This is a genomic window from Actinomycetota bacterium (assembly GCA_040905475.1).
Lineage (GTDB): Bacteria > Actinomycetota > AC-67 > AC-67 > AC-67 > DATFGK01.
In genome coordinates, this window is the sequence record JBBDRM010000085.1 from 103,615 (window position 1) to 115,912 (window position 12,298).

The following is a 12,298-nucleotide window of genomic DNA, read 5'->3' on the forward strand; positions in this document are numbered from 1 at the left end:
CTTCCCCCCCGTAAGACAGGCCCTCATTATCGCAGGCCGTCCCGGAGCCGGTCTGCGGAGAACGGCACGCTCCCGGTAGTCTTGGCCCATGCCCGGCCAGCGCCCCAGCCTCGAGGAAGTCGCCGACCGCATCGCGATCGACGACCTTCTCGACGCCTACGCATCGGCATTAGATTCCAAGGACTGGGACGCCCTTCGCACGCTCTTCACGCCCGATGCCGTCGTCGACTACACCGAGGAGGGCGGGGTCCGCGGAACCGTCGAGGATGCGATCGTCTGGTTCCAGAAAGCGATGGCCCCGTTCACCGCGAGCCAGCACTTCGTCACGAACCGTCGCGTGAAGGTCGACGGCGACGAGGCGAAGGTCGACGCGTACATCTTCAGCCCGCTCGGCATGCCGAACGACAACCCCGGCGGCCTGACGCTCGTGTTCGCCGGCGGCACCTACGAGGACGTGCTCCGCCGCACGCCGGACGGGTGGCGGTTCGCCGCCCGCACGATCCACGCGTCGTGGTTCCATGCCGGCTTGCAGGGCGGGGCCGCGCCGCCGAAGACCGCGGGCTGATGCTGCTCGAGGGCAAGGCCGTCGTCGTCACCGGCGTCGGGCCCGGCATCGGACGTGAAGCGGCGCTCGCGCTCGCACGCGAGGGAGCGGACGTCGCGCTCGGCGCCCGCACCGAGGAGCGCTTGCGCAAGGTCGCGGCGGAGGTCGAGGCGCTCGGGCGCAAGGCGATCTTCGTTCCCACGAACATCGCGAGGGAAGAGGAGTGCCGCGCGCTCGCCGACGCCGCGGTGCAAGCGTTCGGAAGGATCGACGCGCTCGTGCAGAACGCGTTCAAGCAGCCGCCGATGCGCACCATCGAGGAGGAGTCGGCGCTCGAGTGGGAACGCTCCTTCAAGATCAACGTGATCGGCTCGATCTCGATGGCGAAGGCCGTGCTGCCGATGATGAAGGAGCAGCGCTCGGGGTCGGTGGTCTTCGTGAACTCGCTTTCGGCGCGGAACTCCGACGCGACGCTCGGCGCGTACGCCGCGGCTAAGGCGGCGCTGCTGTCGGTCGCGCGCACGCTCGCGCGCGAGTGGGGCGAGTACGGGATCCGGGTGAACTCGGTGGCGCCGGGCCATGTATACGGCCCGAACCTCAAGTGGTACTTCAATCATCTCGCGGAAGAGCAGGGCCGCACGTTCGAGGAGGTGAAAGGCGAGATCGACGCGCTCTCGCCGATGCGCCGCATCGCCACCTCGGAGGATGTGGCAGGCGCGATCCTTTTCCTCGCCTCGGATCTGTCGGCCGGGATGACCGGTCAGACGCTGGACGTGAACGCCGGCGCCTACATGGCGCTTTAGCCGCCGGTGGGTTCAAGGCTCGGCCGGGCGGCGATGATCCTGGCGGTGCTGCTGGGCTTCATCTGGTGGTCCATCGGCACCGACAAGAAGACGGCGTGCGGCGGGGAATGGAAACCGCCCGGGGCCAGCTGCACATTCGTGCTCGAGGGAAACTCCGTCGAGCTCAGCGGCGAGGCCTCCGGCTCAACCGCGCGAGGACCGATCGAAGTCGAGGTCACCCTCGTCAGCGCCGGGGGCTATCGGTGGAACTGTTCTGCCTCGGCGTCAGGGTCGCCTCGATTTCCCCGCGAAACGACGGTCGATTGCGGAGACGTCTCTCCGGTACCGGCAGCACATGTGGGATCGCAAGCAACGTGCCGGGTGAGCGGGACGCATGGTGGCGTGTTCCGATGTGTGGCGAGGCGAGAGTTGGTGCCGAGGCCCGGCCCCAGCACAGGGCCAACCGCGTGACCGCGAAATGATATTTGGGTGGTTACGCAGATCGAGGCGGCGAGCGGCCGGCGTGCCGTTCGCGCTTCACCCAGGACCACGCTCCGGGCTCTCCTTGAAGACACCAGCCCCGGTGCGTCTTCATTGCGTGGTGGTATCGGCATAACCTCGCGAGGTTGTCGAGCCGTGTCGGCCCACCCTCCGCCAGCGGGACGATGTGGTCGATCTCGAGACTCTCACGTTCGTCGCAGCCGGGTACGACACAGCTCTGGTCCCGCGCTTCAAGCGCGGTCCGGAGCCGAGCCGGGATCGTCCGACCGAAGTGCGCGACCGCGCGCACATCGGCAGCCTCGTCGAGCACCGCTTTCACGACACCGTCTGACGCGAGCCGACGGGCTGCGGAAACCGGCACCGGCCCGAACCCTGGGATCCGGCAGGTCTCGCCGCTCATCGTGTGTCCTCGCTGCCAGGCCGCGTGATCGACGTGGACGTGCACGACCGCGCGCGGACCAGAAGATGAGTCGTCGGCGAGCGAAACCAGCGCGTCGGCTGCGTACGCTTCGCGGCGCTCCGGCGTCCCGACTCGGCGAGCTTGATCTCGCATCGCCCTACCTCGTGCCATCACGGAAGCGATCAGCCGGGCGCTTGCGTCCGGCTCGAGACGAGCGTCGAGCCGGACGGCTCCGTCGGCTTCCGTCCAGTACCGGAGATAGCGGCTCCGATGTAGCCGCTCGTCCGCATCCGGATCGCGCACAGCGGACGCGATGACCTGACGACACCGTTCGCGCAGCCCCGCCACCGATTCGACCTGTGCCGCGTCGAGCAACGACCGTTCTGCCGATGGATCGGCGATCGCAGCGCCACTGATCTCTTTCGCCTGGTGCGCCGACAGGGTTCCGGACTTGAACGCCTCGCGCGTCGCCGGCAACTCATCGAGGCTACGGCCGGTCTCTAGGGTCGCGATCGCCGCGCCGATCGTGCTTTGCGCGCGCGCTGCCATCCACTGCGCCGGCGTACGATAGCCGAGCCGCTGCCAGAGATCCGTTCGTTCGACTCGACGCCCTGCGATCGTGCGCCCCGCGACAGCGAGACGCTCTATCTCCGCGAAGGCTTCGACCAACTCGGCCGCGTCGCGGCCAGAAAGACTCTCGGGCTCCAACTCTCGGACGATCGTGCGAACGGTTCCGACAACGTTGCGAAGCCTGCGATGCAACATGCCGCGAGCGTAACAGGAGGGTGTGACAACAACGCCGGGTAAAATGTCAACGCAGCAACAACCGCATGATCGCGACGGCCTTGTCGAGGTCGATCTCCTCACCCGCGATCAAGTCCGCGTACAGGAACGCCTCGGCCGTGCGCACGAGCGCGTACGCCATCGTGTGCGGATCGACCGACAGCGTGATCTCACCGCGATCGACGAGCTCGCGCAGCCACTCCTCGTGCAGGCGGATCTGCAGCGCCTGCACCGGCCCGTGCTTCGACGCCACGATCCGCATCGAGGTCAACGCATCCTCGCGCTCGAGGAACGCGCGGTAGGCGGGGAACGTCGACATATATCGAAGGCCGCGTCGCTCGGCGTCGACCACGCGATCGACCCCCTTGCCCCGCGCTTCCTTCACCACCCGGCGGAAGGTCGCCTCGGCGAGCGACGCGATCACACGGCCGGTCAGCTCCTCCTCGTTGCCGGCCCAGCGGTACGCCGTCGCCCGGGAGATGCCGAGCTCCTCCCCCAGCCCGGCCACATCGAGCCGCTCCCCACGGACGAAGTGACGCCGCGCCAGGTCCAGCAGATCGTCGGGCGTCGGAGCAGAGCGGGTCCGGACTTGCATCGCCATGCGCGAAGACCTTCCTCTTGACCGCGTGAGACAACTTAGCATATAGTCTCACATGAGATAAGTACATACTTTGTCTCACGAAAGATCGAAAGAGAGGGCCCAGTGCCAGGCAGACGCACGATCGCGGAGATCGCCCTGGGCGCCGTGCTGCTCGGCCCGGCGATCCCGCGCGTCTCCCCCGCCGCCTCCGGCTGCGCCGCCTTCCCCGGCGAGCGCTGGTTCAAGACCACGCCCGTGAACGTGGACATGCATTCCGGGAAGCTTGCCGACGCGATGGATTGGGCGACCCAGCACGCCAGCACGTCGACCTTGGTCATCCGCCATGGGTGTATCGCCGGCTGGACGCGGCTCGACCGGACGACCTCCGAGGTGGCGCTCGACGGCTGGAGCATGACCAAGAGCGTCACGTCGATGCTCGTCGGCCGCGCCGTCACGATGGGCTTGTTCGATATCGACGAGCCGCTGTCGACCTGGATCCCCGAGGCCGACGCCAGCCACGGCGCGCTCACGGCACGCAGCCTGCTCACGATGAGCTCGGGCCTTCATCACAACTGGTTCCGCGACCCGCCGTTCGCCGGCGAGCTGATGCCGGACCAGGTGCGCGACGCGTTGTCCCTTCCCTTCGATCACGCGCCGGGCACTTGGTGGGAGTACCACCAGACGCCGGTGACGCTGCTCCTGCACATGTTGGAGCGAGCGGTCGGCGTCGACATCCAGAAATGGGCCCAGGCGAACCTGTTCGGCCCGATCGGCATCGAGCCGGGAACGTGGAGCTGGGAGCGCGATCGAGCCGGCAACACCGAGGGCTGGGCGCATCTGTACATGCGGCCGGCGGACTGGGCCCGTCTCGGCTACTTGATGCTCCGCAAAGGAAGCTGGAAGGGAGCGCAGCTGATCTCCAAGACCTACGTGATGAAGTCGATCTCGCGCATCCCGATCAACGGCGCGTACGGATACCTTTTCTGGCTCAATGGCGGCGACCGCTACGTCTTGCCCGACGTGTACGGTCCGGACGGCGGCACCGGGAACCCGTTCGTCGCCGCGCCCTCCGATACGTTCGCGATGGTCGGGATGCGCAACCAGCGAACGTGGGTGATCCCGTCGCTCGACATGGTGATCGTACGGATGGGCGAGCCCGGCGAGGTCGACGCAGACACGCGCAACAGTGTCTGGCAGTCACAGACCGGCGTCATCGACCACGAGCTGCTTCGGCGCATCATGCAAGCGGTCACCGACGTCGACGTTCCCGACCCCGGCCCATACAAGATGGGCGCGCCTATCGTTCCGCCGACCGACGACGGTTTGATCGGCGACGCGCTTCAGGCCGAGGACGTGGCCGGCGGCCTGGGAGTCCCCGGCTTTGGGCCGGAGGGCTGCACGCCCGCGGGCTGCGTCTAGGTCGGCCCCACCCGCTTCGGTTTCCTTCGCTTCGACGCACTCGAGGCAGCGGGAGGTTTGTCGTCGTGGCGATGGAAGAACTGCGTGAGCCCGGGCCACAGCACCTCGCGGCCGCCTTCGCCGCTGAGCATCGAGACGTGGCCGCTGGGACACGCCAGCGTTTCGACCTCAAGCACGGAACCGAGCGCCTGCGAGGAAGCGCCCGGCACGATGTGATCCCGGATGGCCAGCGCCACCAGGATCGGCGTTCGCACACTCGACAGGTCGATAGCGCGGCCCTCGACCGACATCCGGCCCTCGTAGAGCGCGTTGGTCCGGTACAGCTCGACCGTGTCGAAGAACAGCGCACCCGGGATGCGTCGCTGTTCGTACGCCCATCGGCTGAGCGGATCGTAGATCCTCCGGTATTCGGGGTCGCGCCGCCTTCTCACGGCGCGGGTCACGCTGCGGAAAACCTGGGGGCGGAGCGCATGGAACGACTCTCGGATCGCCGCGGCCGAAACGCAGCCGTCGGCATCGATCAGCAAGACCGGCTTCAACAGCTTGTGGGTCATCATGGTGCGCATCCCGCCGGGAACCGCGAGGTCGACAGGCGCGGCGATCGCGGCGAAGGATGCGATCCGGTCGTGAGGCCATCCTCCGAGCCGGATCAGACATAGCGTCGCCCCCGAGCAGTACCCGGCGAGGTGGACGGCCGGCGTGCCCGCCTCGGCTAGGACGCGCTCTTCCGTTTGCAGGAGGGTCGCGACGCAGGCGGCCAGGTCCCGGCGAGAATCTGCTCGCCCGGCGTCGCCCCAGTCGAGCACGAACACATCGAAGCCGGCGCCGGCGAGCGCGCCGACGAGACTATGTCCGGGTGCCAGATCGAGGATCCAGGGCCGCGAGACGAGCGCGTGCACGAGGAGAACCGCCGGCCGTTTTCGCGCTCCACGAAGACGCCGCAGCGTCGCCGAGCCGTCCTGCCAGACCATGTCGAAGGGAGTTTGTTCGACGGGTGCCCTGTGGACGCGCTGGAGCCGGTCGATCAGGTGCGGCCAGGAGGCCCCCCACAAAAGCCCCCGAAGCCAGAGGTCTCGATACCTGCGCCCCAATCGGCGGACGGGGCCCGCCTTCAGAAGGGCGTGACCCGTGCCGGAGGAGACGGAGGACCAGGCGAAGATCAGGGCAAGGGCTATAGCTACCCAGAGGATGGCGACCGTCCTCACCGTCATCGGATGCGCTCCCACGGCGCTTGTGAATCCTTTCACAATCTTGCCTTACCGCCCCGTGGGACGTCAATCGCCTATTTGGGTGCCTTCGGAGAAAGGGGATCGCCGCCTTAGGTCAGCCCGTCCGCCGTCACGAACGGCTCCGCGGCGTCGAGCTCCGCCGCGGCGACGCGCTCCTCCAATTCACGCGGGCCGAACCAGCTCAGCTCCAGTTGCTTCGCGCGGCGGAAGTACAGCTGCATGTCGATGTCGCGCGTGAACCCGATCCCGCCGTAGACCTGCTGGCCGAGTTTCGTCACCCGGCGATACACGTCGCAGCCGTAGAGCTTCGCCATCGCGGCCAACGTGTGGGCGTCCTTCCCCGCGGCGCGGGCCCACGCGGCTTCGTAGACCAACGCCTTCGCGCCGCCGATCTCGGTGTAGGCCTCGGCCAGCGGATGAGCGATCGCTTGGAACGACCCGATCGGCTTGCCGAACTGAACCCGCTCCTTCGCGTACTCGACCGCCATCTCGTGCGCACGTTCGGAACCGCCGTTCGCTTGTGCGGCAAGCGCGATGAGTCCGTCGATCATCGCTTCCTCGAAGACGGCCCAGCCGGAGCCGGGATCACCGAGCGGCTCGGCTTCGACACCGTCGAACGTCACCTGGAAGTCCGGCCCGGAGCCGAGGGTCTCGGTCTTGCGGAGCGTCACGCCCGTACCATTGGGATCGACCAGGAACAGGCCGACGCCGGCGTCCCTCCGCGCGAGGACGACGAGCCGCATCGCCGCCGACGCGAACGGAACCATGATCTTCTCGCCGGTCAGGCGCCCCTCTGCGGCGCGCATCGCGACGCCTTCCTCGGAGGCGCTTCGCTCGGGCTCATGCCACGCAACGGTCACGATCGCTTCGCCCGACGCGAGACGCGGCAGCCATTCGCGGCGTTGTTCCTCGTTCCCGGCCGCGCGGATCAGCCCGGCGCCGAGCACGCTCGAAACGAAATAGGGGGACGGCAGAAGCGACCGGCCGAGCTCCTCGCAGACGACAACCATTTCGAGGACGGTCTGCCCGACGCCGCCGTACTCTTCCGGGATGCTCAGGCCGAGCAGCTCCATCCGCGCGAGCTCCTGCCATGTCTCCGCCCGGTAGCCGGTCGCGTCCTCCTCGAGGGTCTTCACGATCTCCGGCGTCGCGTGCTTGCCACAGAGGTCGCGCACCGCCTCGCGGAGTGCTTGCTGCTCGTCGGTCCAGGTGAGATCCACATCAGTCCTTTCGCTTCAGAAGCTCGAGCGGGCCCCGCGCGTCGGGCGCCCATGCGTTCCCCGCCCGCTTCCACGGGTTGTCCGCTTCGTCGCGCGGAACCGCGACCCGCGCGATGCACTCGGTCGCGCGCTCCTCCCCCACCACGAGCGAGACGTCGACGTCGGCCCAGGTGCAGCCGGCGTCGTCGGTTGTGACCGAACGAACGACGCCTTCGAACGCGAGCGCGTCGCCGGTGCAGATCGAGCGGCGCATCCGGAACCGCAGCTTCCCGAGCCGGCCCATCGGTCCCGTCCAGTCGGTCAGGTACCGCTCGATCCATCCCGCCTGGTTCGGGGTGTTGAGGAAGATGTCGCGCGTACCGGCGCGGTTCACAGCCCAGTGATGGTCGTGATGCTGCGGCTGCCAATCCCGCGAGGCCGAGGCGCCCATGATCACCATCCGCGCGGTGACCTTCACGTCGAGCCGCGGGAGCGCGTCGCCGGGCTGAGGCGTCACGGCTGTGCCTCCCGCTTGTAGGCGAACATCTCGTAGGTCTCGACCCCGGCGACCTCGCCGTCCTGGTTCGTGTAGGTCACGTCGATGATCCAGGAGCGCCCGGTGCCGAGCCGCGTGGTCTTCGGCTCGGAGATCTCGCGGATCCGCTGCGTCGTCATGATCCGATCGCCCGGGCGCACGGGGACGCCCAGCGTCATCTCGCTGTACGCGACGATCCCCTCCGGGAGGTCGAGAGCCTTCTTGAGCTCGAAGTGCAGCGACAACGGCATGCGCGTCTCGGTCCGGCCCGGCACGAATTGCAGCGGACGCATCCACGCCGACAGCATCGATGGCGGCGCGACGAAGCCACCACTGACGCGCTTGGCGAGGAGCTCGTCCCAATACAGCGGGTTCGCGTTCTCGGTCGCCTCGACCCAGTGCAAGATGTAGCCGCGCTCGCACACGATGTCGCCGGGCGGGTCGGCGAGCTCACGCCCGACCCAAGATTGAACGTCCGCCTCAGCGAGCGCCATCAGGCGATCTCCTCGGGCCCGGCCCGGTACGGCCCGTCGCGGCGCGCGCTCCCCGCCAGCACCGGCCCGACCTGACGGAACGTCCCGTGCTCGGGATGCTCGGCGTCCACGATCGAGCCGCGCGCGGCGTGGTGCGGATCGCGTGCGACTTCGGCGATCGAGAGCACCGGCGCGACGCAGGTGTCTTTGCCCGCAAGCTCGGCGACCCACGCGTCGCGGTCTCGGCTCGCGAACGCCAACCGGAACGCCGCGCGGATCTCATCCTGACGATCGCCGTCGAACTGCGCCTCGATGAACCGCTCGCAACCGAGCGCGCGGCACAGGTTCGCGAAGAACGCCCCCTCGATCGCCCCGACCGCGAGCCAGCGGCCGTCCCGCGCCGGATAAACGTCGTAGCACGCGTACTTGCCGGTCAGCAGCGCGGAGCCCGGCGCGACCTCCTCCCCGGTCGCCAGGTGCTCGTCCACGAACAACGACATCAGATGCAGCACGCCGTCGGCCGTCGAGACGTCGAGGAAGGTCCCCTCGCCGGTCGCGTTCCGCCGGACCAGCGCCGAGGCGATCGAAAGCGCCGCCTGCAAGCCTCCGGCGGCCGCGTCGGCGATCGTGGCGCCGGGGAACGCCGGGCCGCCGTCCACGCGCGTCCCCTGCGTCGCCAGGAACCCGCCGACGGCGAGGTAGTTGATGTCGTGCCCGGCCCACGCGGCGTACGGACCTTCGCGTCCGTACCCGGAAACCGCGCAGTACACGATCCCCGGGTTCGCCGCGCGGCACGCCTCGTAGCCGACGCCCAGCCGGTCGGCGACGCCCGGCCGCCAGGCCTCGACGATCGCGTCGGCCTCGCGCGCCAATGACAGGAAGCGCTCACGACCGGCATCCGATTTGAGATCCAACCGCACCCGTTTCATGTCGCGATGCGCCCCGTAGGCGTAGAACGGCGGATCGATCCGGGCCGCCGCGGCCGGCGCTCCGACCTTGATCACCGTCGCACCGAGGTCTCGCAACGCCGCGGTCGCGCGCGCCGCCGGCCCGACCGTGGAATGGTCGAGCACAGTCACGCCGTCGAGCAACCCGCCCACCGGACCGCCTAGGTCGGGTCGGGAAGCCCGAGCCCGCGCCGGGCGACGATGTTGCGCTGCACCTCCGACGTCCCCGCACCCACCGTGTCGACGACCGAGTAGCGGTAGGTGAACTCGAACCGACCGTCGAGCGGCGCGTACGGCTCGTCGCGCTTCAGGGCGCCGGCGACGCCGCAGATCGTGAGGAACTCGTCGGCGATCCGCTGGCCGAGCTGGGTGGTCCAGAGCTTGAACATCGCGCTCTCGATGTTGGGAACCTCGCCTGCTGCGGCTTTGGAGATGACCCGGATGCAATGCATCCGCGCCGCTTCGATGCCGACCGCCGACCACGCGAGGAAGCGCCGGACGTGTGGATCCTCGCGGAGGGGCTTCCCGTCGCGCGTCGCCGTGCGCAGGTAGTCGCGCATCCGTTCGTAGCGCTTGATGTAGGCCGAGACCGTGAACAGCGTGAACCGCTCGAAGTCGAGCGCCTCGGAGATGTAGTACCAGCCCTTGTTCACCTCGCCGACGACGTAGTCGTCCGAAACGAACACATCGTCGAGGAACACCTCGTTGGTCCGCTCGTCGCCGATCGTGTCCATGTTCGTGATGGTGATCCCAGGAGCGTTCATGGGGACGAGGAAGAGCGTGATGCCCTTGTGCTTGGGCGCGTCGAAGTCGGTGCGCGCGGCGACCCAGTACCAGTCGGCGAAGTGCGCGCTCGTCGTGAACCGCTTCTGCCCGTTGAGGATCCAGCCGCCGTCCTGCTTGGTCGCGCGCATCGACAGCGACGCGAGGTCCGAGCCCGAGTTCGGCTCGGTGTACCCGATGGCGAACTCGACTTCGGCGTTGAGGATCTTGGGCAGGAACTCCTTCTTGAGGCGCTCGTTGCCGTGGCGGATGATCGTCTTGCCGACGATGCCGACGCCCTTGCCGATGAACGGCGCGCCGGCGGCCGCAAGCTCCTCGTTGAGGAGGTACTCGTAGAGGCCGGGCGCCTCGGCCCCGCCGTACTCCTTTGGCCAGGACATGCCGAGCCAGCCCTTCTCGGAGAGCCGCTTCATGAACGCGCGGCGCTCGGGGGAGTCGACGAGCTGACCCATGCCGTCGCGGCGAGGATCGGCTACCTCGGGCCCGGCGGTTTCGGCGATGAACTCGCGCACCTGCGCACGGAAAGACTTCTCTTCGGCGGACCACTCGAAGTTCATGCGAACAGGCTCCCGGAAGAGGCGTTTGTGCTGGTCCCGAGCATATCTGACGGGTCGTCAGATTTCCATCCGGGCCGGCGCCCAGCAGGTCCGGGCCGCCTAGGAGCCGTCGCGCCAGCGGATGAACTGCAGGACTTCCCGCGCGACGGTCGCGAGCTGGAAGGCAACCTTCTCCTCGATCGGGTCGCCGTCGGGCGAGAACGCCGGCTGCGCGGTGTTGATCGCGGCGCCGAGCGGCGTCGGCCATCCGCGGAGCGCATGAACGACGGACCGGAGAGCCTCCATCGCGCTGACCGTCCCTTGCCAGCCGGCCCCTGTGGCGATGCACCCGACCGGTCGATCCGCGAAGTACGGCCTGGCGTCTTCCCGCACGTCCTCGGTGTAGTCCAAGGCGTTCTTCACCAAACCCGAGATCGTTCCGTGGTACCCGGGGGTCGCCACGATGATGCCGTCGGCGCGCCGCACCGCCTCGACCAGGTCGCGTGCCTCGTCGGCGCGTTCGGGCCTCTCCGGGGCGTAGTGCGGCAGCTTTTCAAGCGTCGGGCCGTCGAACATGACCACATCGGCGCCCTCCTTCTCGGCGACGCCGAGCGCGTACCGCAGCGCTTTCTCGGTCGAGGAGTTCGCGCGCGTGGTCCCGCCGATGCCGACGACGACCGGCTTCCGCTCCGCCATCCTCGCCTCCCTCCGCGATCCTTTACGCGAACGACGAGCCGAGCCGCTCGATGTCGAGCTCGTGCCCGAGCTTGTCCCGCTTGGCGCGAAGGTATCGCAGATTCTGCGGCGTGGGTACCGTCTCGAGCTCGATGCGCTCGACGATCGACAAGCCGTACCCTTCGAGACCCGCGCGCTTGGCCGGGTTGTTCGTGATCAGCCGCAACGTCGTGAGACCGAGATCGACCAGGATTTGGGCGCCGGTCCCGTAGTCGCGGGCATCGGCCGGGAACCCGAGCGTCTCGTTCGCCTCGACGGTGTCCTCGCCCGCGTCCTGCAAGCCGTACGCGCGGAGCTTGTGCATCATTCCGATGCCGCGCCCCTCGTGGCCGCGGATGTAAACGATCACGCCCTCCCCTTCGGTCGCGATCACGCGCATCGCTTCCCGGAGCTGCGAGCCGCAGTCGCACCGCAGGCTGCCGAAGACGTCGCCGGTGAGACACTCGGAGTGCATCCGCACGAGTGCCTCGGGTTTGCCCTCGGGCGCGCCGTAGATGAGCGCCAGGTGTTGGCGGCCGTCCAGCCACGACTCATAGCAGAGCGCGCGGAACGGTCCATACGGCGTCGGGATCTCGGCTTCGGCCATGCGGCGCACGTGCGTCTCGTGGCGGAGCCGGTAGGCGATCAGGTCGGCGATCGTGATCAGGTGAAGGCCGTGGGTTCGTGCGACGGCGATCAGATCCTCTAGGCGCGCCATCGACCCGTCGGCGTTCATGATCTCGCAGATGGCGCCGGCCGGCTCGAACCCCGCGAGGCGCGCGAGGTCGACGGCGGCTTCGGTATGCCCCGCGCGCTCGAGCACGCCGCCGGGGTGGTAGCGGAGCGGGAACACGTGGCCCGGAGTGCGGAACT

Annotated in this window: 13 protein-coding genes; 3 read left to right on the forward strand and 10 right to left on the reverse strand. The window is 68.4% G+C overall.

What is annotated here, in order from left to right; all coding sequences use genetic code 11:
* Positions 1-88 precede the first annotated feature (88 nt).
* Complete coding sequence (locus WEB06_09410) at positions 89-565, forward strand: nuclear transport factor 2 family protein (GenBank protein ID MEX2555838.1); 477 nt, start codon at positions 89-91, stop codon at positions 563-565.
* Positions 565-1,347, forward strand: a complete 783-nt coding sequence (locus WEB06_09415; protein MEX2555839.1) for an SDR family oxidoreductase — start codon at positions 565-567, stop codon at positions 1,345-1,347. Before WEB06_09410 ends, WEB06_09415 begins: the two co-directional genes overlap by 1 nt.
* Positions 1,348-1,819: 472 nt before the next feature.
* On the opposite strand, the gene WEB06_09420 is transcribed toward WEB06_09415, so the two are convergent.
* Together WEB06_09420 and WEB06_09425 are read right to left on the reverse strand one after the other, a co-directional pair.
* Positions 1,820-2,992, reverse strand: coding sequence for a DUF222 domain-containing protein (locus WEB06_09420; GenBank protein ID MEX2555840.1), 1,173 nt, complete (start codon positions 2,990-2,992; stop codon positions 1,820-1,822).
* Between the two features lie 46 nt (positions 2,993-3,038).
* A complete protein-coding gene (locus WEB06_09425) occupies positions 3,039-3,611 on the reverse strand; it encodes a QsdR family transcriptional regulator (protein MEX2555841.1) in 573 nt (190 codons plus the stop codon).
* Positions 3,612-3,713: 102 nt separating this feature from the next.
* Between WEB06_09425 and WEB06_09430 the strand changes: the two genes are divergently transcribed.
* A complete protein-coding gene (locus tag WEB06_09430) occupies positions 3,714-5,009 on the forward strand; it encodes a serine hydrolase (GenBank protein MEX2555842.1) in 1,296 nt (431 codons plus the stop codon).
* Here WEB06_09430 and WEB06_09435 read toward each other — a convergent pair.
* The 8 genes from WEB06_09435 to ribA form a co-directional block, all read right to left on the reverse strand.
* Positions 5,006-6,220 (reverse strand): hypothetical protein, encoded by a 1,215-nt coding sequence (locus tag WEB06_09435; GenBank protein ID MEX2555843.1) that lies wholly within the window; start codon positions 6,218-6,220, stop codon positions 5,006-5,008. The genes WEB06_09430 and WEB06_09435 overlap by 4 nt on opposite strands.
* Before the next feature lie 107 nt (positions 6,221-6,327).
* Complete coding sequence (locus WEB06_09440) at positions 6,328-7,458, reverse strand: acyl-CoA dehydrogenase family protein (GenBank protein ID MEX2555844.1); 1,131 nt, start codon at positions 7,456-7,458, stop codon at positions 6,328-6,330.
* Between the two features lies 1 nt (position 7,459).
* On the reverse strand, positions 7,460-7,954 hold the full coding sequence (locus tag WEB06_09445; protein MEX2555845.1) for a hypothetical protein: 495 nt from the start codon (positions 7,952-7,954) through the stop codon (positions 7,460-7,462).
* Positions 7,951-8,466, reverse strand: coding sequence for a MaoC family dehydratase N-terminal domain-containing protein (locus WEB06_09450; GenBank protein ID MEX2555846.1), 516 nt, complete (start codon positions 8,464-8,466; stop codon positions 7,951-7,953). The genes WEB06_09445 and WEB06_09450 overlap by 4 nt, the downstream gene beginning before the upstream one ends.
* On the reverse strand, positions 8,466-9,545 hold the full coding sequence (locus tag WEB06_09455; GenBank protein MEX2555847.1) for a CaiB/BaiF CoA-transferase family protein: 1,080 nt from the start codon (positions 9,543-9,545) through the stop codon (positions 8,466-8,468). Before WEB06_09455 ends, WEB06_09450 begins: the two co-directional genes overlap by 1 nt.
* A gap of 8 nt (positions 9,546-9,553) precedes the next feature.
* Positions 9,554-10,732, reverse strand: a complete 1,179-nt coding sequence (locus WEB06_09460; protein ID MEX2555848.1) for an acyl-CoA dehydrogenase family protein — start codon at positions 10,730-10,732, stop codon at positions 9,554-9,556.
* Positions 10,733-10,831: 99 nt separating this feature from the next.
* Positions 10,832-11,407, reverse strand: a complete 576-nt coding sequence (locus tag WEB06_09465; GenBank protein MEX2555849.1) for an NAD(P)H-dependent oxidoreductase — start codon at positions 11,405-11,407, stop codon at positions 10,832-10,834.
* Between the two features lie 22 nt (positions 11,408-11,429).
* Positions 11,430-12,298: GTP cyclohydrolase II (gene ribA / locus WEB06_09470; GenBank protein MEX2555850.1), on the reverse strand; the 869-nt coding region annotated here is incomplete at its 5' end.

What these genes read in the sequence shown, in the direction of transcription:
- WEB06_09460 (MEX2555848.1), bottom strand. Translation starts at nt 10,732, where the DNA reads ATGAACTTCGAGTGGTCCGCCGAAGAGAAGTCTTTCCGTGCGCAGGTG.
- WEB06_09415 (MEX2555839.1), top strand. Translation starts at nt 565, where the DNA reads ATGCTGCTCGAGGGCAAGGCCGTCGTCGTCACCGGCGTCGGGCCCGGC.
- WEB06_09410 (MEX2555838.1), top strand. Translation starts at nt 89, where the DNA reads ATGCCCGGCCAGCGCCCCAGCCTCGAGGAAGTCGCCGACCGCATCGCG.
- WEB06_09420 (MEX2555840.1), bottom strand. Translation starts at nt 2,992, where the DNA reads ATGTTGCATCGCAGGCTTCGCAACGTTGTCGGAACCGTTCGCACGATC.
- WEB06_09465 (MEX2555849.1), bottom strand. Translation starts at nt 11,407, where the DNA reads ATGGCGGAGCGGAAGCCGGTCGTCGTCGGCATCGGCGGGACCACGCGC.
- WEB06_09435 (MEX2555843.1), bottom strand. Translation starts at nt 6,220, where the DNA reads ATGACGGTGAGGACGGTCGCCATCCTCTGGGTAGCTATAGCCCTTGCC.
- WEB06_09425 (MEX2555841.1), bottom strand. Translation starts at nt 3,611, where the DNA reads ATGGCGATGCAAGTCCGGACCCGCTCTGCTCCGACGCCCGACGATCTG.
- WEB06_09450 (MEX2555846.1), bottom strand. Translation starts at nt 8,466, where the DNA reads ATGGCGCTCGCTGAGGCGGACGTTCAATCTTGGGTCGGGCGTGAGCTC.